This window comes from Citrobacter sp. CK206 (genome assembly GCF_030333125.1).
GTDB classification, from domain to species: Bacteria; Pseudomonadota; Gammaproteobacteria; order Enterobacterales; family Enterobacteriaceae; genus Citrobacter_B; species Citrobacter_B koseri.
In genome coordinates, this window is the sequence record NZ_JAOWGM010000020.1 from 385,837 (window position 1) to 406,889 (window position 21,053).

Below are 21,053 nucleotides of genomic sequence, written 5' to 3' on the forward strand. Positions count from 1 at the left end.
CCGGTAAGCACCAGCGCCACCGGGCATTGCGCCGGATGGCGGCTCCGCCTTATCCGGCCTACGGCAGTGCCATTTGTAGGCCCGGTAAGCGCCAGCGCCACCGGGCATTTATCACATCACCCCAAACAGTTTCGGCAGGAACAGCGAGATCGCCGGAATATAGGTCACTAACATCAGCACCAGGAAGAGTACCGCGTAGAACGGCAGCATCGCCTTCACCACCTGCTCTATTTTCTGCTTACTCACCGCACTGGCAACAAACAGCACCGATCCCACCGGCGGCGTAATCAGGCCGATCCCAAGATTCACCAGCATGATCATGCCGAAATGCACCGGATCAATACCCAATGCCGTAGTGACCGGCAGCAGAACAGGCGTCAGGATCAGGATCAGCGGCGCCATGTCCATCAGTGTCCCGATCAGCAGCAGCATAATGTTAATGCACATCAGGATGACGTATTTGTTATCTGAAATACTGGTGAACGCCTCGGTAATGCGCATCGGCAGCTGCATGTAGGTCATGATGGCGCCGAATGCGGCGGCGAACCCGATCAGGATCATCACAATGGTGACCGTTTTTACCGTGCGGTACATCAGCTTCGGCAGTTCAGACCATTTGTAGTCGCGGTAGATAAACATAGTGACGAAGAAGGCCCACAGACAGGCGATCGCCGCCGATTCCGTCGCGGTGAAGATGCCAGAGAGGATCCCGCCCATGATGATGACAACCGTCATCAGCCCCCACAGCGTATCGACAAAAATCTTCAACGCCTGGCGAAACGGCACCCGCTCGCCTTTCGGATAACCGCGCTTATGGGCAAAACCGACGCACATCACCATCAGGGTAAAACTTAACAGCAGCCCCGGCAGAATGCCGGCGATAAACAGCGCGGCAATCGACACCGTACCGCCCGTCGCCAGCGAATAAATCACCGAGTTGTGGCTGGGCGGCGTCAGGATCGCCTGTACGGAGCCGCTGGCGGTGACCGCCGCCGCAAAGTCACGCGGATAGCCTTTTTTATCCATCTCCGGGATCATCACCGAGCCGATAGACGCCGTATCCGCGACGGACGAGCCGGAAATCGCGCCAAAAAAGGTAGACGCCACAATGTTCACCAGCGACAGCCCGCCGCGTATAAAGCCGACAAAGATGTAGGCGAAGTTCACCAGGCGACGCGCAATACCTCCCTCCGCCATAATCGCCCCCGCCAGAATAAAAAATGGGATCGCCAGCAGCGAAAATTTGTTCACGCCGCTGGTGAGCTGGATCATGACCGCTTCCAGGGGAATGTCGATATACCAGGCGCCAACGATCGCGCTAATGCCCACCGCGTATGCTACCGGCACCCCAATCGCCAGCATAATGCCGAGCGTAAAGACGAGAATAAATGCATCCATCTGCTTTCCTTTATGAAATGGGGTCGCGCATTAATGGGTTGAGCCCAGCATGACGACAGGACGTTGATACTGCGAACCACGGAAAATTTTCTCGATAATGAAAAGCAGCGTGATGGCAGAGCCGACAGGCAACGGCAGGTAGTTCTCTCCCGCTGATAACAGAGGAAATTCCGCCACCGGCTGTTCCCACAGGTCGTAGCACAGCAGGGAGCCGTACCAGAGGATAAACAGGCTGACAGCCATCAGCATCAGATCCGCCACGATAAAACAGATTCGCTGCGCGCCCTCGCTCAGGCGGTCGGTCACCATGCTGACGGCAATATGGGAACCCGCGCGATAGCTCACCGCTGCGCCAACAAAGGTGAATGTCACCATGCAAAGAATGGCGACCGGTTCCGGCCATGACAGCGCGCTGTTCATCACATAGCGCGCAAATATCCCGACGGGAATAACGGCCACCATAATCAACAGCGCCAATCCGGCAACCCACATTGAGATTCGGTAAAACAAATCCATTACCGACGAATAAAATTCACCCATGGTCGTCCCCTTGAATTAATCTTTAGGTTCAGGCGGATAAAGTCCTTACCCCGCCAGAGGTATTACTTCATATCCTGAATCCGTTTAATCAAATCCTGGCGATCTTTATAGGGTTCGCTGGCAGTTTAAAAAATGCCATGAATAGCGCTAACTGACAGGATAAAAGAGTGCCGGGCTTAACTTACAGTTATATATGACCTTTTACAGCGTAGCCTGCGCAGGCCAACGCATGTAAGAAAGTATTACGATAATTATGTTCATAAAATATGACTGAATGGAAATATTTTTAGCACGCTGTTTCATTTTTGCAATGAAGGTCTTTTTCCTGATAAAAAGATGTCTGAAAGAGGAGTAAAATTGTGATCCGTCACACTCTTTAGTATTTCAAAAAAAATAAAACAGGAACTTTCGTGAGGATATATTTACGGAGTACAGAAAAGCGTAATGGCTGCCGCAGCAGCCATTATTCTGGATTATTGCCAGCCGTAACGACGGCTATAAAAACCTTTCACTAATTGTGTCAATGTCATATAACCCGCGAGAATAGCGATCAGCCACGGGAAGTAGCTCAGCGGCAGCGCCTGTAATTGCAGATAGCCCGCCAACGGCGAGAACGGCAGCGCGATACCCACCACCATCACCACCAGCGTCATCAGCATCAGCGGCCATGCGGCGCGGCTCTGAATAAACGGTACGCGGCGCGTGCGAATCATATGCACAATCAATGTTTGCGATAACAGCCCGACGACAAACCAACCCGACTGGAACAGGGTTTGCGCTTCCGGCACATTCGCGTGGAATACCCACCACATCAGGCAGAAGGTCAGGATGTCGAAAATCGAACTGATTGGCCCGAAGAAGATCATAAAACGCCCCAGATCGGCGGGATTCCAGCGTTGCGGCTTCTGGATCTGCTCGTCATCCACGTTATCAAACGGGATCGCCACCTGGGATACATCGTACAGCAGGTTCTGAATCAGTAAGTGCAGCGGCAGCATTGGCAGGAAGGGCAAGAATGCGCTCGCCACCAGCACGCTAAAGACGTTACCAAAGTTAGAACTCGCGGTCATTTTGATGTATTTCAGCATGTTGGAGAACGTGCGACGCCCTTCGATAACGCCCTCTTCCAGCACCATCAGGCTCTTTTCCAACAGGATGATATCCGCAGCTTCGCGGGCAATATCCACGGCGCCATCAACGGAAATGCCGATATCTGCCGCACGCAATGCCGGAGCATCATTGATGCCATCGCCCATAAAGCCAACCACATGCCCTTCGCGTTTCAGCAGCGTGACGATGCGCTCTTTGTGCATCGGCGTCAGGCGGGCAAACAGCGTGGTGCGCGCGGCAAGTTCCGCCAGTTCATCATCGCTCAGCCCTTCGATATCACTGCCAGTCACCACATCGCCCGCATCAAGCCCGACTTCATGGCATACTTTCGCCGCCACCAGTTCGCTGTCGCCAGTGAGGATCTTCACGGTGATGCCGCTCTCTTTCAGCGCCTTCAGCGCCGGAGCGGTCGTCTCTTTCGGCGGATCGAGAAACGCAATGTAGCCTTCGAGGATCAGGTCAGACTCATCAATGCGTTGATAATCCCCTTCCCGCGCAGGCAGATACTTCGTGGCAACGGCTACCACGCGCAGCCCCTGGCGGTTCAGCGTATCCGTTACGCGCTTCACCCGGCGCAGCATGTTGTCATCCATCGGCACAATATCGCCATTGTGGCGCACCTGGGTGCAGACGCTGAGGATCTCCTGCAACGCGCCTTTGCACACCAGTTGATGCACATCGGCTTCTTCCGCCACCACTACGGACATCCGGCGACGCTCAAAATCAAACGGGATCTCATCAATTTTCTGCCAGCGCCCGGAGAGCTGACGCGCAGACTCTTCATCCACGCCTTCCAGCACTGCGGTATCCAGCAGATTTTTCAACCCGGTCTGGTAGTGGCTGTTCAGCCAGGCGGAATGCAGCACGCGTTCGCTGGGCTTGCCGGAGACATCCGTATGGTTCTCCAGCACAATTTTATCCTGAGTCAGCGTGCCGGTTTTGTCGGTGCAGAGAATATCCATCGCGCCGAAGTTCTGAATGGCGTCCAGGTGCTTAACAATGACTTTTTGCTTCGACAGTTTCACCGCCCCGCGCGCCAGCGTGGAGGTGACAATCATCGGCAGCATTTCCGGCGTCAGGCCTACCGCGACCGAGAGCGCAAACAGCGCCGCTTCCCACCAGTCGCCTTTGGTATAGCCGTTAATGATCAACACGATAGGCGCCATGACCAGCATAAAGCGGATCAACAGCATACTGACGCGGCTGATGCCTTTCTGAAACGCGTTTTGCTCGCTTTCCTGCTCGCTCACGCGGCCCGCCAGTTGACCAAACCAGGTCTCGCCGCCCGTCGCGATGACGATCGCCTGCGCCGTTCCGCTCACCACGTTGGTGCCCATAAAGCACAGCGTGTCGCATTCCAGCGGATTGCTTTGCTTAGGGTCGCGGGTCGTCGCCACTTTTTCTACCGGCAGAGATTCGCCCGTGAGCGAAGCCTGCGCAACAAACAGATCGCGCGCCTGAATAACGCGTAAATCCGCCGGGATCATATCGCCCGCCGCCAGCTTGATAATATCGCCCGGCACCAGTTGGTCGATGGGCAGCTCAACCCAGCTGTTCTCGCCTTTTTCATTGATAACGCGCAGCACCGTAGCGGTATTGCTGACCATCGCCTTCAACGCATCTGCCGCTTTGGTCGAACGCGCTTCCTGCACAAAATTCAGCAGCGTCGAAATCCCGACCATCAGCGCAATAACGCCTGCGGCAAACAGATCTTCCGTGGCATAGGAGATGACGCCGAGAATGGTCAGCAAGATATTGAAAGGGTTGCGATAGCAGACCCACAGGTGTCTCCACCACGGAGTCGGCTTCTGTGTGGGCAGCTGATTTTCACCGTATTTCTCGCGCGCATCCTCCACCTCTGCGACATTCAGCCCCTCAGGATGCGCATCGAATGCGCGCCAGAGCGCCGCTTCTTCCATCACCGCCATTTTCAGGCAGCGATCGCTCAATGACGGGGGAATCGGAGTATTCGCAACGCTCTGCGCACTGGGCAAGGGGTCGCGATGCACCAGACGATGAGGTAAATGACGGTTAAGGCGGGCAAACAGCTCGCGGGTGATATTTTTCAGCATAAGCAGTCCCTCCGCGCCGAAAAAGTGGCGCAGAAACATCTCTCAGGCGCGGCAAAGCCTTACCTGACGATAATTTAAAGCGATAACAGGGACGTCGGGAACGTCACTGCCTTACGTATCCGGTAAGACAGTGAAAAACAGGCTTACCGGAAAGGGCTATTTCTCCATCGCGGGAGAGGGGTGGGTTCGGGATCCATGCAGCCTCCGGTAAGTGAATGATTGGCGCCGCGCATTATACGCAGAAAACCATAAGGTTTGTGGCAATTATGGCGGTATGATACCGCCGTGTAATTAAACCAAACGTATACACAAAAACATTTAGCTTGAAGGATGAAGCGTATAAACCAGACTTTACCCATTGCCCCTGGCTTGAGTAAAGTTACTCTTTTTGACACAACTTGATGCGCACCACGGGAAAACAGGATGCAGAATCGGCTGACCATTAAAGACATTGCCCGCTTAAGCGGCGTAGGGAAATCCACCGTTTCCCGCGTGCTCAACAACGAAAGCGGGGTAAGTGAACGGACTCGTGAACGTGTGGAAGCCGTAATGAATCAACATGGTTTTTCCCCTTCCCGTTCCGCACGCGCCATGCGCGGGCAAAGTGATAAAGTGGTCGCCATTATTGTTACCCGTCTGGATTCCCTGTCAGAAAACCTCGCCGTCCAGACCATGCTGCCCGCGTTTTACGAGCAGGGTTACGATCCCATCATGATGGAGAGTCAGTTCTCGCCAGAACTGGTAGAAGAACACCTGGGGATGCTCAGACGGCGTAATATTGACGGCGTGGTGCTGTTCGGTTTTACCGGTATTTGCGAGGAGATGCTTGCGCCCTGGCAGGCCTCGCTGGTGCTGCTGGCAAGGGACGCCAGCGGTTTTGCGTCGGTGTGCTATGACGACGAAGGCGCTATCCATACCTTAATGCAGCGTCTGTATGACCAGGGACATCGGGCGATCAGCTTTCTCGGCGTGCCTCACAGCGACGTCACGACCGGTAAGCGCCGTCACGAAGCCTATCTGAGTTTCTGCAAAAAAAATAAACTGCACCCTGTCGCCGCTCTGCCTGGCCTGGCGATGAAACAAGGCTATGAGCACGCTGCGGATGTCATTACGCCAGACACCAGCGCGCTGGTCTGCGCGACCGATACGCTGGCGCTGGGCGCCAGTAAATATTTGCAGGAACAGCGTATCGATTCTCTGCAACTGGCGAGCGTCGGGAACACGCCGCTGATGAAATTTCTCCACCCGGAGATTATCACGGTTGATCCCGGTTACGCTGAAGCCGGGAAACAAGCGGCCTTACAGCTGATCGAGCAAATCAACGGCCGCAGCGATCCCCGCCAGATCGTCATTCCGTCTACCCTCTCCTGATTCTTTTCTGAACGGTAATTTGTGATCTTCGCTGCGTTTCGGGAACGTTCCCATTTTTTAATATTCACCGAAGATATACTCTTGCGCCAACAACGTAAGAGCTGCCGGATGGCGACGCTAAAGCGTCTTATCATCCGGCTTACAGGGACACATTTCATCTGCCACGGGGCTTTATGATGAGCAAAGTAAAACAAGCTGATATAGACCAGCTGATTGAACTGGTCGGCGGGCGAGACAATATCGCCACGGTGAGCCACTGCATTACTCGCCTGCGCTTTGTGCTGAACCAGCCAGCAAATGCCAGACCGAAAGAAATTGAACAATTACCGATGGTTAAAGGCTGCTTCACCAACGCCGGGCAGTTCCAGGTGGTGATTGGCACTGACGTTGGCGACTACTACAACGCGCTGCTGGCAACCACCGGTCAGGCGCACGCCGACAAAGAGCAGGCTAAAAAAGCCGCGCGGCAGAATATGAAATGGCACGAGCAGTTGATCTCCCACTTCGCTGAGATCTTCTTCCCGCTGCTGCCTGCGCTGATCAGCGGCGGTCTGATCTTAGGTTTTCGCAACGTGATCGGCGATCTGCCGATGAGCAACGGCCAGACGCTGGCGCAGATGCATCCCGCGCTGAAAACGATCTACGACTTCCTGTGGTTGATCGGCGAAGCGATCTTCTTCTACCTGCCGGTCGGGATCTGCTGGTCTGCGGTGAAGAAAATGGGCGGCACGCCGATCCTCGGTATCGTACTCGGCGTAACACTGGTGTCGCCGCAGTTGATGAACGCCTATCTGCTGGGCCAGCAGGCTCCTGAAGTGTGGGACTTCGGCATGTTCAGCATTGCGAAAGTCGGCTATCAGGCGCAGGTCATCCCGGCATTGCTGGCGGGTCTGGCGCTCGGCTTTATTGAAACGCGCATGAAGCGCATCGTGCCGGATTACCTCTATCTGGTGGTGGTGCCGGTATGCTCGTTGATCCTCGCGGTCTTTCTCGCACACGCCTTTATCGGCCCGTTTGGTCGCATGATTGGCGATGGTGTGGCCTTTGCGGTGCGCCATCTGATGACCGGGAGTTTCGCCCCTGTCGGTGCGGCGCTGTTCGGCTTCCTGTACGCCCCGTTGGTCATTACCGGCGTACATCAGACTACGCTGGCTATCGATATGCAGATGATTCAGAGCATGGGTGGTACGCCGGTATGGCCGTTGATTGCGCTATCGAATATCGCCCAGGCTTCCGCTGTGGTGGGCATTATTATCTCCAGCCGTAAGCACAACGAACGCGAAATTTCCGTTCCGGCCGCCATCTCCGCCTACCTCGGCGTGACCGAACCGGCGATGTACGGCATCAACCTGAAATACCGCTTCCCGATGCTGTGCGCCATGATCGGCTCTGGCCTCGCCGGGTTGTTATGCGGCCTGAACGGCGTTATGGCGAACGGGATCGGCGTCGGTGGCTTGCCGGGCATCCTTTCTATCCAGCCGAGCTACTGGCAGGTGTTTAGCATGGCGATGGCGATCGCGGTCGTCATCCCAATCGTGCTGACTTCCGTTATCTATCAGCGTAAGTACCGTCAGGGCACGTTGCAGATTGTCTGATTCTTCTTCGGGGCGCAGTTGCGCCCCATCGCATATGTAGGTTACAAGCATGAATACCCTTCCCCACTGGTGGCAAAACGGCGTTATTTACCAGATCTATCCCAAAAGTTTTCAGGACACGACCGGCAGCGGAACCGGCGATTTACGCGGCGTTACGCAGCGTCTTGATTACCTGCAAAAACTGGGGGTGGATGCTATCTGGCTGACGCCATTCTATGTTTCACCGCAGATTGATAACGGCTACGACGTCGCGAACTACACCGCCATCGACCCGGCCTACGGCACGCTGGATGATTTTGACGAACTGGCGGCGCAGGCCAAAGCGCGCGGCATCCGCATTATTCTGGATATGGTGTTTAACCACACCTCCACGCAGCATGCCTGGTTCCATAACGCGCTGAATAAAGAGAGTCCGCACCGGGAGTTTTATATCTGGCGCGACGGTACGCCGGATGCGCCGCCCAATAACTGGCGCTCCAAATTTGGCGGCAGCGCCTGGCGCTGGCATGCCCAGAGCGAACAGTATTACCTGCACCTTTTCGCCCCGGAACAGGCCGACCTGAACTGGGAAAATCCAGCGGTACGCGCTGAGCTGAAAAAAGTGTGTGAATTCTGGGCCGATCGCGGCGTGGACGGGCTGCGCCTGGATGTCGTGAACCTCATCTCCAAAGATCAGCGTTTCCCGAACGATCTGGACGGCGATGGTCGCCGCTTTTACACCGACGGGCCGCGCGCGCATGAGTTCTTGCACGAGATGAACCGTGACGTTTTTACTCCACGTAACCTGATGACGGTGGGCGAAATGTCATCCACCACCCTGGAAAACTGTCAGCGGTATGCCGCTCTCGATGGCAGCGAGCTGTCGATGACCTTTAACTTCCATCATCTGAAAGTCGATTATCCCGGCGGCGAGAAATGGACGCTGGCAAAGCCGGATTACGTGGCGCTAAAAGCGTTGTTTCGCCACTGGCAGCAGGGGATGCATAACGTTGCCTGGAATGCCCTGTTCTGGTGTAACCACGATCAGCCGCGTATCGTGTCGCGCTTTGGCGACGAAGGCGAACTGCGGGTTCCGGCGGCGAAGATGCTGGCGATGGTGCTGCACGGTATGCAGGGTACGCCCTATATCTACCAGGGCGAAGAAATTGGCATGACAAACCCGCATTTCTCCCACATCACCGATTACCGTGACGTGGAAAGCCACAACATGTTTGCCGGGCTGCGCGCCCAGGGCCGGGAAGCCAATGATTTACTGGCTATTCTTGCCAGCAAATCCCGCGATAACAGCCGCACGCCCATGCAGTGGGATAGCAGCGCGAATGCAGGGTTTACGCAAGGCGAGCCGTGGATCAACCTCTGCGATAACTATGCGGACATCAACGTGGCAGCGGCGCTAAATGATGAAGACTCGGTGTTCTACACCTATCAAAGACTGATTGCCTTGCGCAAAACAGAGCCGGTCTTAACCTGGGGGAATTATCAGGATCTGCTACCGGACAGCCCGCATGTATGGTGCTATCGCCGCGAATGGCAGGGGCAGCGGTTACTGGTGGTCGCCAACCTGAGCAACGCCTGTCAGGCCTGGCTGCCAGAGCATCACGAAGGAAACTGGCAGGCACTGATGCACAACTACGACGAGGTTGCCACCCGCCCTGCCGCCATGACGTTACGCCCGTTTGAGGCCGTCTGGTGGTTGCAAAAGTAATCACAACGGGATACGGACAGACCTGTCTGTATCCCGGATTATTCAGCCCACAGATATTTTCTCCGTCTTTCTGACAGAGTAAAAAATGCCGCGTATAGTGATACTTAGAATGTACCATCATAAAATTTACACGCGCTAAAGAATAAAACAAAAATAGACCTGCCACTGACACTTATCATATAACCGGCAGGATATCATGAATAAACCTCTTATTAAGTTAAGTTTACTTTCAGCTTTACTCATTAGCAGCCAGGGATGGTGCGGTAATACCTCTGTTGATTTGCGTTTTGGTCATAATACCAATTCAGAAGCTAATGATTCCAGAATTAAAGTCATGCACCAGGCCGACAATGGTTTTTATTTCTCCGTTGAAGCTGCGCAAAACCATAACGATACGTTTTTTGGCGATACCGATCGCTACAGTTCCGATGATAAAGGCGTGACCGAAGCGGCCCAGGAAATAGAAACTCGCTGGCGCTTTGATTTAGGTGACGGTTACTCGGTCGCACCGGGGATGGTCACCGTATTTACGTCCAGTAATACCCATTATCGCCCTTTTATTCAGGGCTGGAAATCCTTCGATAATGGCCTTAACCTTTCTGCCCGTTATCGTTACAACACGGTGAACGATGCGCACAGCGACAGAGAGTTAGACGGCAGCGGTTATACACGTCGTGAATCTCATCAGTTCGATATATGGTTTGCCTACAATATTGGTAACTTTGGCATGTCTTATAACCCCCGTTTCCGCTATCAGGATGGCGTCGATCAGGGGACGGGCGACGATACTTACTGGGAACATACCCTCGCGTTCAACTACAAACTGGACGATGGCTGGACGCCGTACGTCGAGCTGGTCTCTCTTGATAAAACCTATATCAATGACGACGGTCATCATGAAAATGATTACGCCGTACGTCTTGGTATCGTAAAACAGCTTTAACGCGCTATGCCGCATCGTATTGCAGCAGATAACATCCGATGCGGTCTACTACCGTCAGCAGTTCCAGCTGGCCTTCTCGTTGATATAACGAGATTGCGTCAATATCAATATCCAGAGGCCAGCATAATGTTGAAATCGTCGCTAATGTGGATTCTCGTTTTGTAATCGCAATGATTTTTAATCCCTTACGTAACGCGTTTCGCGCCATTTCGACTAACGATGCCGTTTCACCCGATTTGCTGATCAACACCAGCGTACCTTTAGAGACACGCGTCAGCTGATGAACATCATTGAGAATGAGGTGCGGCAAGCTCGCCAGCGACAAAAAACGCGACAAATAATTCAGGCTGGTCAATGACGCGCCGCGCGCATATAAGAAGATATGGCTGGAATTAACCAGTATGTTGCACAGTTGTGTAATGGTCTCTTCTTTTTCATCACCAACAACATATCTTGCGGGTTCGGCTATTAACCTGTCGCGAGAAAACTGATACCGTAGCTCGGTATAGCTCCGGTATCCCATTTTTTTACACACCCGATTAACGGATGTTGTAGTGGTGAATGTTTCGCTCGCAATCACCTTAGCTGAAATACCCGATATTTCATGAGCATGACACTGAATATACTCAAATATTAATCTTTCACTACCCTGAAAGGAATTCATAAAACCCACCCTTAACCTACGAATATAATATATTCTATCAATATCGTATTTATAACACTGGAATGCGAATCACACTCTATTCAACAGGTATGGTGATACGCAATTAGTACCATCAAACCTTTTATTGCCTTTTTTATTTCTCTTTATAATTTCTGCAATTCTATTGTTAGGGGTTTTACAATGACAAGGCAAAAAGTCGTCGCGATAACGGCATGCCCGACCGGCATCGCTCATACCTTTATGGCTGCCAACAAAATTGCAGCGTGGGGAGAAGAAAATAACGTCATCGTCAAAGTGGAAACACAAGGAAGCGATGGCGTCAAAAACAAGCTTTCCCGACAAGATATTGCCAGCGCAGATGCCGTCATTCTGGCAATCGATGTTCCCATCCAGGACGCTGAACGATTCGATAACGTTCCTCATCTCAAAATACGCACTCAGGAATTGATCAAAAACACCGATCGTTACCTGCGTCAGGCGCTGGCGATGGATAAAACCGTAACGGCAGCGTGTGAAGAACAGGAAGAGGCTCGCTCCGCCTGGCAGACCTTCATCGGCCATATTATGGCGGCGATCAGCTATATGCTCCCGGTCGTCGTCCTCGGCGGATTACTGATGGCGGTCGCCAAAATAACCGGGCAGTTTATTCCAATTGCCGGTACGCCGTTCGAGGTGCTGGATAAACTGGGCTTTATGGTGATCAAATTCATGTACCCGGTTTTTGCCATGTACCTCGCGTTCTCTATTGCCGGTAAACCTGCGCTGATCCCCGGACTTATCGGCGGCATTATGTCCGACGAGGTCTATAAACGCTTTTTTGATCTCGACGGTTTTATGCCCTCAGGCTTCTTCGGCGCCATCGCCATCGGCTTTTTTGTCGGTCATCTGGTGCAGTGGCTCAACAATACCATTAACGTTCGCGCCCAGCTTACCACCATTAAAACGATGCTTATCGTGCCGCTGTGTACCGGCATTACGCTCGTCATCGTTATGCAGTACCTGATCAACCCCTTCTTTGGCGCAATCAATCAGGCGATGGTCGAGTTTTTCACCTCCGCTGGCGACACCGGGCGCGGTTTTTACGCCATGATGATCGCCGCAGGGACGGCCTTCGACCTCGGCGGCCCCATCAATAAAGCCGCTGGTTCGGTGGCGCTGGGGCTTAACGGCGTCAGCGAAACCTTCGATTTAACCGCCAGAGAGCTGGCGATCGTCATTCCATCTATCGGCGTCGGCCTGGCGGCGTTGCTGAATAACCGTTTTGGCCTGCCCAACGTGTTTAGCAGCGAAGAAAAAACCGTCGGCGGTACGTCTTTACTGCTGGGATTCATTGGTATTTCAGAAGGCGCCATTCCTTTCATCCTGAAAAATCCACGCCTGATTCCGGTCTTTATGGTCGGCGCGATGTCCGGCGCGCTTATTGCTATCGCACTCGGCGTGAAGCAATCGCTGCCGTTGCCTGCCATCTGGGGATGGCCGCTGGCGACAAATGTCACAGGGTATCTGATCAGCGTGTTTGCCGGTTCTCTTGTATGCGCGCTGGGCGTGCTCTTCGCCAGCCCTAAGATCGCCAAATAATTCAGGAAGTAGAAATGAGCAACATTCACGTCATCGCCCATACGCACTGGGATCAGGAATGGTATTTCACCTTGCAGGATAGCAATATTCTCGCGTCCTGGAATTTTGCGGATGTGATCCGAACCCTGGAACAGAACCCTGCGTATACCTGTTACCACTTCGACGGCCAAACCGCTGTCGTGGAAGATTTCCTGGCCGTCAATCCTCAATACTGCGAACGGCTGAAACAGCTGGTCGCCGACAGACGGCTTTTTATCGGCCCGTGGTACACCCAGACGGATACGTATAATGTTCATGGCGAATCCATCATTCGCAACCTGAAATACGGGATACTTTCCGCGCGTAAACTGGGCCATGCCATGATGGTCGGCTATTTACCCGATACGTTCGGCCATAACAGCCAGCTCCCGACTCTGCTTCGCGGGTGTAACCTTGATAACATCGTTTTCTGGCGGGGCATCAACCATGATACGCAGGTTGAAAAGAGTCAGTTCATCTGGCAAGCGCCGTCCGGCGCGCAGGTTATCGCTTGCGCCATGCCCTTCGGCTATGGCGCGGCAAAAAATATTCGTGCAAACGACGCGCATCTGCACGACAAAATATTCCCAATCGTTAACCACATCCGCCAACGCTCCGGCCTGAATGATCTGCTCCTGCCCTGCGGCGGCGACCAGGTCAATATTGATCCCCATCTGCCGGAGATACTGCGTATCGCCAGCGCATGTTCCCCTGAAGGCGATCGTTTTCAGATCTCCTCTCTGGAAGCGTACATTGACCGCCTTCGACAACAGGCATCAGGATATGATCGCTGGCAAGGGGAATTAAAATCTCCCCGCTATACCCGCATTCATAAAACAATCGGTTCAGTACGTTACGACATCAAAAAGAAGAATTATGATGTTGAACAGTTCCTGTTAGGCAAGCTCGAACCCACCATTGCGCTGGCGCGTTATCAGGGCATTGAGGTCAACGTGCAGTGGGTTGACCAGATATGGAAAAACCTTCTGCGTAATCATGCGCATGACTCCATCGGCGGGTGTAACAGCGATGCCACCAATCGCGACATTCTCCATCGCCTTGAGCAAACGGAACAGCTTAGCCATAGCCTGTGGAATCTGGTCGTAAAAGAACTGGCGACCGCCAGTTGTGAAGAGGGCGATCTTTTCGTCATCAACCCCAGCGCCACCGCCTGGTCGGGCATTATCAAAGCCACATTATATAGCCGTACGGCCGGTATTGAACTCAGCCATCATGCGCGTCCTCTTTCGTTCAGCGTTCTCGAACGCACGCAGGTCTCCGGCGGGCGCACGGTTCAGGTTACTGTGCAGGGCGAAAAAGAGGTCGAACTTCCGCCTTATTACCGCTGGCAGGTCGCTATTGACGCGCCAGCGTTACCGCCGCTGGGTTATACCCACATTCAGGTGCAGGAATCGTCACGCACCGCGCCTGCAATGCGCAACTGCGCTGAAAGCGCCATTGAAAACAACGATTACCGGCTGGTGCTGCATGCCGGTTCGCTGTCGCTTCATGATAAGCGCAACGGCCGGGTAATATCCGACCTGCTGGCCTTTGAAGACTGTGCGGATGCGGGCGATAGCTATGACTTTTCGCCGCTGGAGGGCGATGTTCCGCAGCGCTGCCACACATTTACGCTCATTGCCTGCGAGAAAGGCCCGCACATTGAACGGATGACGCTAAGCGCCACGCTGATGCTGCCCCCTTCACTGGCGGCGCGAGCGGCGCAGGATGTTCAGCCCTACCCTGTACGCCTTGTCTGCGAGCTTCGCCAGCATGACGCTCAGCTTTTTATCGACGTTTCGCTGGAAAACACCGTCTGCGATCACCGCCTGCGCTTACTCATCAACAGCGATATTCGCACCACGGAATCCATCGCCTCTCAGCCCTTTGCCGTCATCCGGCGTCCTGTTGCCGATGCGCCAGCCGACTGGCGTCAGCACTATCGGGAAAAGCCGGTCGATATTGAAACCAGCGAGGGCATTATCGCCATCGAGGAAAACAACCGCTCGCTCATCATCAATAGCCTGGGCATGAAAGAGTTTCAGATATGCCAGAACGGGACGGCGCAGATAGCGTTAACGTTGTTTAAATCAACGGGAGTCCTGGGACGTGACGATCTTGACTGGCGACCCGGACGCGCTTCCGGCATTAATAATACCGTCGTCAACACGCCCGACGCGCAACTGCTTAAACCGCTGCATTTCAGCCTGACGCTGGCGCTTGCCGATCGGGCCGACCCTATGACGTTAAGGCATCTTGAAACCCGCGTGACGCGCCAGCCATTCACCTGGCAAAATCAGACGTTGAACACGCTGGACAACCGCCTGGAGCGTTTTACGCTCAATTTTGTTTCGCGCTCGCTGCCGGAAACATTCAGCCTGCTGACGCTTCCCGAACCGCTGATGCTTTCCGCAATACCCCATGCCCATACGGTAGACGGAACAATCATTCGCATTTTCAATGCCGGAGAGCACCCGGTGCCGCTCCCGCCTTCGCTAAGAAATATTCCGCAGATCAATTATCTGGAAGAACCTGTCGCAGATTGCGCCACCATTTTGCCTTGCAGTACGTGTGATTTTCTTTTTACTCATCAGGAGCGTAACGAAAAAGTATGAGCCAGAACGCCCATCATACCTTCATCAAAAACACGTTAGCTCAGCTTTATCCCCATGCGGATCGGTACGCGCTGGCGGCGAAAATCGAGCAACTCTGTCAACGCTGGAAGCTACGGGAGCAAACCGCCGCGCCTTTGGATCAGAGCCGGGTGTGGATGATAGCTTACGGCGACAGTATCCATAGCGGGGACGCAAACGCTCTTGCCTGTCTGCATCAGTTTTCGACACGCTGGCTTAAAGGCGTCATCAGCGACATTCACCTGCTGCCCATGTTCCCGTGGACATCTGATGATGGCTTCAGCGTTAAAGATTATCGCCACATTGCGCCAGAGTTAGGCCAGTGGTCAGACATTGCAGCGCTAGCAGGCGATTTTAATCTGATGTTTGATTTCGTGATTAACCATGTCTCTCAGCAAAGCCGCTGGTTCCAGGGCTATTTACACGGCGAACCGCGTTATCAGCACTACTTTATTAGCGCCGACCCTGACGATGACTATCATCTTGTCACGCGTCCACGCGCCCTTCCCCTGCTTACGCCATTCAAGCGCAAAACGGGGGAAACCGTACATATCTGGACGACATTCAGCGCCGATCAGATCGATCTGAATTTCCGTGAACCTGACGTGTTACTGGAAAGTATCGACATCCTGCTGGAATACGCAGCGCGCGGCGCGCGCGCAATCAGGCTCGATGCGATCGGTTTTTTGTGGAAAGAGCGAAACAGCACCTGTATTCACCTGCCGCAGACGCATCTGATCGTTAAACTCTGGCGCGCCATTCTGGATGCAACCTGGCCTGACTGCCTGTTGATTACGGAAACCAACGTCCCGCATCAGGAAAATATCAGCTACTTCGGCAACGGCGATGAAGCTCACATGGTGTATCAGTTCCCCTTGCCGCCGCTGACGCTCCATGCCTTTTTACGCGGTAACGCACGCTGGTTACGCCAGTGGGCGCAACGTCTGGAACAGGATGCGTTTCCCGACAAGACGACCTTTTTTAATTTCCTCGCCAGCCACGACGGCATCGGGCTGCGTCCCGTGGAAAATCTCCTTTGTGCAGAAGAGCGGCAGTTTCTGATAAGCGAGGTAGAACGCAAGCAGGGGCGTATTTCATGGAAAACCAACCCTGACGGCAGCCAGTCGCCGTATGAACTTAACATCAACTTTCTGAGCGCATTGAGCGAGCCAGGGGAAAGTCCCGACGACCAGCTCGCCAGATTCACCGCCGCGCACGCCATCCTCTTTATGCTGCGGGGTGTGCCTGCGATCTATTATCACAGCCTCTTCGGCAGTGAAAATGACAACGCCGGGCTGCTCGAATCGGGCATAAATCGCCGCATTAACCGGGAAAAACTGGACGCTGCCACGCTCCATGAGCAGTTGCTCTCGCCGGAAACGAGACAATCCCGAATCTACGCGTCTCTGGCGAAGTTAGCGTGTATACGCCAGCAGCATCCCGCATTTTCTCCGTTCGCCTCACAGCGCGTTCCTGAATTGCCTGACGCGCTCTTTGGCGTCGTTCGCCAGCATCCTACAGAAGGCGAAACGCTGTACTGCGTCGTGAACGTCACAGGAATACCACAATCACTTTCACTGCCTGTCACAGGAACAGATCTGCTGACGGGCGCAGCATTCAACGGCGCTTGCGAGCTTTCCGGCTGGCAAACGGTATGGATTCTCACTGATACGCAACCGGAGGCATAACATGGAGTTGTCCGCGCTTACGCATTCTGAACTGATTTTTATCGATCCGCCGCACCGCACTCCTGAAGCGGTGATCGGGGAGATGTCCGCCGCCCTGTTCAGGCAGGGCCTGATCAACGACAAGGCGATGTTTATTGATAGCGTCCTGCGCCGTGAAAGCGAAGGACCCACGGCGTTGGGAGAGTCGCTGGCTGTCCCACATGGGAAATGCGGCTCGGTTGTCCAGGCCGCATTTAGCGTCACCCTGTTTCACCAGCCCGTCATGTGGCCGGGTCTTGAGGGGGACGAGGAGGTTCAACTGGTGTTTCTGCTGGCGATTCCCCCAGAAGAAGCAGGCAGTACGCATATGCAATTATTAACCCGGCTGACCTCATCTCTGGTGGACGATAAAGTGCGTGAATCACTCATCAACGCTTCCTCTGCCGAAGAGGTGCTTGCGCTGCTCTCGCCAGATGCGCCTTCGGTTTCGCCAGACCCCGCCATTGCGGTGAAAAACACCCGGCTTGTCCCCCTGGTTTTGGGGATCGTCGCTGTTGCTGCATTTATCAATGCGGGTATTCACTGGATGAACGCAACAGCGCAATAACCCCTCCTGCGTCAAACCGGTCGTTTCTTTTCGCGCCGGTTTGACGAACGCCTGGCTTAACGCCCGAATTTTGTTGAATTTTTACGCAATTTTTAAGTCCAAAAATTTACATTAAGCGCAAGCGCCCGCCATTCGTACTCTTAAATTTTTACTTTGTTCTGAATCAATAAAATCGTAAACATCTTTGATGCAAATCACTACATATAGAACTTAAAATGCAACCCGACCCAATATGTTGTATTAATCGACTACAATTGCTACAAACACAACACGACGCCATAACGGTGATGTTGTGGATAACGTGGGTCGGGATTGCGGGAAGTCGTTGGATAGAGAGATGAATAAACCCACGCAGACTTCCTCAGCCTCTGTGGATAACCTGTTCTTATAAATATGGAGTGATCATGACACCGCATGTGATGAAACGAGATGGCTGTAAAGTGCCGTTTAAATCAGAGCGCATCAAGGAAGCCATTCTGCGTGCAGCTAAAGCAGCGGGAGTCGATGACGCAGATTACTGCGCCACCGTCGCAGAAGTCGTTAGTAACCAGATGAATGAGCGCAGCCAGGTTGATATCAACGAGATCCAGACAGCCGTTGAGAACCAGCTGATGTCCGGGCCGTACAAACAACTCGCTCGCGCTTACATTGAATACCGCCATGACCGTGATATTCAACGTGAAAAACGTGGCCGTCTGAACCAGGAAATTCGTGGTCTGGTTGAGCAAACCAACTCCGCGCTGCTGAACGAAAACGCCAACAAAGACAGTAAAGTGATCCCGACCCAGCGCGATCTGCTGGCCGGTATCGTGGCGAAACACTACGCCCGTCAGCATCTGCTGCCGCGTGATGTGGTGCAGGCGCACGAGCGTGGTGACATTCACTATCACGATCTCGACTATTCTCCGTTCTTCCCGATGTTCAACTGTATGCTGATCGATCTGAAAGGCATGCTGACGCAGGGCTTTAAGATGGGGAATGCGGAAATCGAGCCGCCGAAATCCATCTCCACCGCCACGGCCGTAACCGCGCAAATCATCGCGCAGGTCGCCAGCCATATTTATGGCGGCACCACCATCAACCGTATTGATGAAGTGCTGGCGCCGTTTGTTACCGCCAGCTTCAATAAACACCGTAAGACCGCCGAAGAGTGGCAGATCCCGGACGCTGACGGCTACGCGCACGCCCGTACCGAGAAAGAGTGCTACGACGCTTTCCAGTCTCTGGAATACGAAGTGAATACGCTGCACACCGCCAACGGACAGACGCCGTTCGTCACCTTTGGTTTTGGCCTCGGCACCAGCTGGGAATCGCGCCTGATTCAGCAATCCATCCTGCGTAACCGTATCGCAGGTCTGGGTAAGAACCGTAAAACCGCCGTGTTCCCGAAACTGGTGTTTGCGATTCGCGACGGTCTGAACCACAAGTTTGGCGATCCAAACTACGACATCAAACAGCTGGCGCTGGAGTGCGCAAGCAAACGTATGTATCCAGACATCCTGAACTACGATCAGGTGGTGAAAGTGACCGGTTCGTTCAAAACGCCTATGGGCTGTCGCAGCTTCCTCGGCGTCTGGGAAAATGAGAACGGCGAACAGGTTCACGATGGCCGCAACAACCTGGGCGTCATCAGCCTCAACCTGCCGCGTATCGCGCTGGAAGCCGGTGGTAATGAAGCAACGTTCTGGAAGCTACTGGACGATCGCCTGGTACTGGCGCGTAAGGCGCTGATGACCCGTATCGCCCGTCTGGAAGGCGTGAAAGCCCGCGTTGCGCCAATCCTTTATATGGAAGGCGCCTGTGGTGTCCGCCTGAAAGCTGACGATGACGTTTCCGAGATTTTCAAAAATGGCCGCGCGTCAATTTCGCTGGGCTATATCGGTATTCACGAAACCATCAACGCGCTGTTTGGCGACAAACATCTGTACGACAGCGAAGCGCTGCGCGCTAAAGGTATCGCCATTGTCGAGCGCCTGCGTCAGGCGGTGGATCAGTGGAAAGACGAAACCGGCTATGGCTTCAGCCTGTACAGCACACCGAGCGAGAACCTGTGCGACCGCTTCTGCCGTCTGGATACCGCTGAGTTTGGCGTCGTGCCGGGCGTGACCGATAAAGGCTACTACACCAACAGCTTCCACCTCGACGTGGAGAAGAAGGTGAACCCGTACGATAAAATCGATTTCGAAGCGCCGTATCCGCCGCTGGCGAGCGGTGGCTTCATTTGCTACGGCGAATACCCGAACATTCAGCACAACCTGAAAGCGCTGGAAGACGTCTGGGATTACAGCTATCAGCATGTGCCGTATTACGGAACCAACACGCCAATCGATGAGTGTTACGAGTGCGGCTTTACCGGCGAGTTCGAGTGCACCAGCAAAGGGTTTACCTGCCCGAAATGCGGTAACCACGACGCCGCGCGTGTTTCAGTCACCCGCCGCGTATGCGGTTATTTAGGCAGCCCGGATGCGCGTCCGTTTAACGCCGGTAAGCAGGAAGAAGTGAAGCGCCGCGTTAAGCATTTAGGCAATGGGCAGATCGGTTAATCCGCTGTCACGTTAATGCCCGGTGGCGCTACGCTTACCGGGCCTACGGACTGCACTCTTACTGTAGGCCGGGTAAGCGTAGCGCCACCCGGCGTGGTTACAGACTATGAACTTTCACCAGTACTACCCCGTCGACATCGTCAACGGCCCCGGCACGCGCTGTACTCTGTTTGTTTCCGGGTGCGTGCATGAATGCCCCGGGTGTTACAACAAAAGCACCTGGCGGCTCAATTCGGGTAAACCGTTTACGAAAGAGATGGAAGACCAGATCATTAACGATCTGAACGACGAGCGGATTAAACGCCAGGGGATCTCACTGTCTGGCGGCGATCCGCTGCATCCCCAAAACGTACCGGACATTCTGAAACTGGTGCGACGCATTCGCGAAGAGTGCCCCGGCAAAGACATCTGGGTATGGACGGGTTATAAGCTGGATGAACTCAACGCCGCGCAAATGCAGGTTGTGGATCTGATTAACGTGCTGGTCGACGGTAAATTCGTACAGGATCTTAAAGACCCGATGCTGATCTGGCGCGGCAGCAGTAACCAGGTCGTCCATCATTTACGTTGATCGCACTCTTTAACGCCGTTTCTCTGTTTCAGGATAAA

15 protein-coding genes are annotated in these 21,053 nt (G+C 53.8%); 10 read left to right on the forward strand and 5 right to left on the reverse strand.

Features of this window, described 5'->3' with window-relative positions; translation table 11 throughout:
* Positions 1 to 111 precede the first annotated feature (111 nt).
* From OGX81_RS02610 to mgtL, 4 genes are all read right to left on the reverse strand, one after another.
* Positions 112 to 1,398 carry a TRAP transporter large permease gene (locus OGX81_RS02610; protein ID WP_012134343.1) on the reverse strand — a complete coding sequence of 429 codons (1,287 nt, stop codon included), beginning with the start codon at positions 1,396 to 1,398 and terminating at the stop codon, positions 112 to 114.
* Positions 1,399 to 1,428: 30 nt separating this feature from the next.
* The gene (locus OGX81_RS02615; protein ID WP_012134344.1) at positions 1,429 to 1,938 is read right to left on the reverse strand and encodes a TRAP transporter small permease; all 510 of its coding nucleotides are present in this window, start codon (positions 1,936 to 1,938) and stop codon (positions 1,429 to 1,431) included.
* A 473-nt stretch (positions 1,939 to 2,411) separates the two neighbouring features.
* Positions 2,412 to 5,120 (reverse strand): magnesium-translocating P-type ATPase, encoded by a 2,709-nt coding sequence (mgtA, locus tag OGX81_RS02620; RefSeq protein WP_047463800.1) that lies wholly within the window; start codon positions 5,118 to 5,120, stop codon positions 2,412 to 2,414.
* Between the two features lie 143 nt (positions 5,121 to 5,263).
* The gene (mgtL, locus tag OGX81_RS22035; RefSeq protein ID WP_071818874.1) at positions 5,264 to 5,572 is read right to left on the reverse strand and encodes a mgtA regulatory leader peptide MgtL; all 309 of its coding nucleotides are present in this window, start codon (positions 5,570 to 5,572) and stop codon (positions 5,264 to 5,266) included.
* Here mgtL and treR point away from each other — a divergent pair.
* The 4 genes from treR (at position 5,544) to OGX81_RS02640 (ending at position 10,734) form a co-directional block, all read left to right on the forward strand.
* Positions 5,544 to 6,491, forward strand: coding sequence for a trehalose operon repressor TreR (gene treR / locus OGX81_RS02625; protein WP_012134348.1), 948 nt, complete (start codon positions 5,544 to 5,546; stop codon positions 6,489 to 6,491). The two genes, mgtL and treR, sit on opposite strands and share 29 nt — an antisense overlap.
* 176 nt (positions 6,492 to 6,667) lie before the next feature.
* The gene (treB, locus tag OGX81_RS02630) at positions 6,668 to 8,086 is read left to right on the forward strand and encodes a PTS trehalose transporter subunit IIBC (protein ID WP_024130770.1); all 1,419 of its coding nucleotides are present in this window, start codon (positions 6,668 to 6,670) and stop codon (positions 8,084 to 8,086) included.
* A 49-nt stretch (positions 8,087 to 8,135) separates the two neighbouring features.
* Positions 8,136 to 9,791, forward strand: coding sequence for an alpha,alpha-phosphotrehalase (gene treC, locus OGX81_RS02635; RefSeq protein WP_012134350.1), 1,656 nt, complete (start codon positions 8,136 to 8,138; stop codon positions 9,789 to 9,791).
* Between the two features lie 196 nt (positions 9,792 to 9,987).
* Positions 9,988 to 10,734: an oligogalacturonate-specific porin KdgM family protein gene (locus OGX81_RS02640; protein WP_047459367.1), complete on the forward strand. Its 747-nt coding sequence runs from the start codon at positions 9,988 to 9,990 to the stop codon at positions 10,732 to 10,734.
* Between the two features lie 4 nt (positions 10,735 to 10,738).
* Here the strand turns inward: OGX81_RS02640 and OGX81_RS02645 are convergent, their stop codons facing one another.
* A complete protein-coding gene (locus tag OGX81_RS02645) occupies positions 10,739 to 11,398 on the reverse strand; it encodes a MurR/RpiR family transcriptional regulator (RefSeq protein WP_104867846.1) in 660 nt (219 codons plus the stop codon).
* Positions 11,399 to 11,578: 180 nt separating this feature from the next.
* On the opposite strand from OGX81_RS02645, the gene OGX81_RS02650 reads away from it, so the two are divergent.
* The 6 genes from OGX81_RS02650 (at position 11,579) to nrdG (ending at position 21,015) form a co-directional block, all read left to right on the forward strand.
* On the forward strand, positions 11,579 to 12,976 hold the full coding sequence (locus tag OGX81_RS02650) for a PTS fructose transporter subunit IIC (protein ID WP_012134354.1): 1,398 nt from the start codon (positions 11,579 to 11,581) through the stop codon (positions 12,974 to 12,976).
* A gap of 14 nt (positions 12,977 to 12,990) precedes the next feature.
* A complete protein-coding gene (locus tag OGX81_RS02655; protein ID WP_104867847.1) occupies positions 12,991 to 15,609 on the forward strand; it encodes a glycoside hydrolase family 38 N-terminal domain-containing protein in 2,619 nt (872 codons plus the stop codon).
* Complete coding sequence (locus OGX81_RS02660) at positions 15,606 to 17,315, forward strand: sugar phosphorylase (RefSeq protein ID WP_104867848.1); 1,710 nt, start codon at positions 15,606 to 15,608, stop codon at positions 17,313 to 17,315. The genes OGX81_RS02655 and OGX81_RS02660 overlap by 4 nt, the downstream gene beginning before the upstream one ends.
* A 1-nt stretch (position 17,316) precedes the next feature.
* Positions 17,317 to 17,901 carry a fructose PTS transporter subunit IIA gene (locus OGX81_RS02665; RefSeq protein WP_286487522.1) on the forward strand — a complete coding sequence of 195 codons (585 nt, stop codon included), beginning with the start codon at positions 17,317 to 17,319 and terminating at the stop codon, positions 17,899 to 17,901.
* A 404-nt stretch (positions 17,902 to 18,305) separates the two neighbouring features.
* Positions 18,306 to 20,444: an anaerobic ribonucleoside-triphosphate reductase gene (gene nrdD, locus OGX81_RS02670; RefSeq protein WP_047459384.1), complete on the forward strand. Its 2,139-nt coding sequence runs from the start codon at positions 18,306 to 18,308 to the stop codon at positions 20,442 to 20,444.
* A gap of 106 nt (positions 20,445 to 20,550) precedes the next feature.
* Positions 20,551 to 21,015, forward strand: a complete 465-nt coding sequence (gene nrdG, locus OGX81_RS02675; RefSeq protein ID WP_104867850.1) for an anaerobic ribonucleoside-triphosphate reductase-activating protein — start codon at positions 20,551 to 20,553, stop codon at positions 21,013 to 21,015.
* Positions 21,016 to 21,053 lie beyond the last annotated feature (38 nt).

Coding starts and splice junctions, on each gene's coding strand:
- OGX81_RS02650 (WP_012134354.1), top strand. CDS start 11,579: ATGACAAGGCAAAAAGTCGTCGCGATAACGGCATGCCCGACCGGCATC.
- OGX81_RS02640 (WP_047459367.1), top strand. CDS start 9,988: ATGAATAAACCTCTTATTAAGTTAAGTTTACTTTCAGCTTTACTCATT.
- treB (WP_024130770.1), top strand. CDS start 6,668: ATGAGCAAAGTAAAACAAGCTGATATAGACCAGCTGATTGAACTGGTC.
- OGX81_RS02610 (WP_012134343.1), bottom strand. CDS start 1,398: ATGGATGCATTTATTCTCGTCTTTACGCTCGGCATTATGCTGGCGATT.
- OGX81_RS02660 (WP_104867848.1), top strand. CDS start 15,606: ATGAGCCAGAACGCCCATCATACCTTCATCAAAAACACGTTAGCTCAG.
- OGX81_RS02665 (WP_286487522.1), top strand. CDS start 17,317: ATGGAGTTGTCCGCGCTTACGCATTCTGAACTGATTTTTATCGATCCG.
- treC (WP_012134350.1), top strand. CDS start 8,136: ATGAATACCCTTCCCCACTGGTGGCAAAACGGCGTTATTTACCAGATC.
- mgtL (WP_071818874.1), bottom strand. CDS start 5,572: ATGTCTTTAATGGTCAGCCGATTCTGCATCCTGTTTTCCCGTGGTGCG.
- nrdG (WP_104867850.1), top strand. CDS start 20,551: ATGAACTTTCACCAGTACTACCCCGTCGACATCGTCAACGGCCCCGGC.
- OGX81_RS02615 (WP_012134344.1), bottom strand. CDS start 1,938: ATGGGTGAATTTTATTCGTCGGTAATGGATTTGTTTTACCGAATCTCA.
- mgtA (WP_047463800.1), bottom strand. CDS start 5,120: ATGCTGAAAAATATCACCCGCGAGCTGTTTGCCCGCCTTAACCGTCAT.
- nrdD (WP_047459384.1), top strand. CDS start 18,306: ATGACACCGCATGTGATGAAACGAGATGGCTGTAAAGTGCCGTTTAAA.
- OGX81_RS02655 (WP_104867847.1), top strand. CDS start 12,991: ATGAGCAACATTCACGTCATCGCCCATACGCACTGGGATCAGGAATGG.
- treR (WP_012134348.1), top strand. CDS start 5,544: ATGCAGAATCGGCTGACCATTAAAGACATTGCCCGCTTAAGCGGCGTA.
- OGX81_RS02645 (WP_104867846.1), bottom strand. CDS start 11,398: ATGAATTCCTTTCAGGGTAGTGAAAGATTAATATTTGAGTATATTCAG.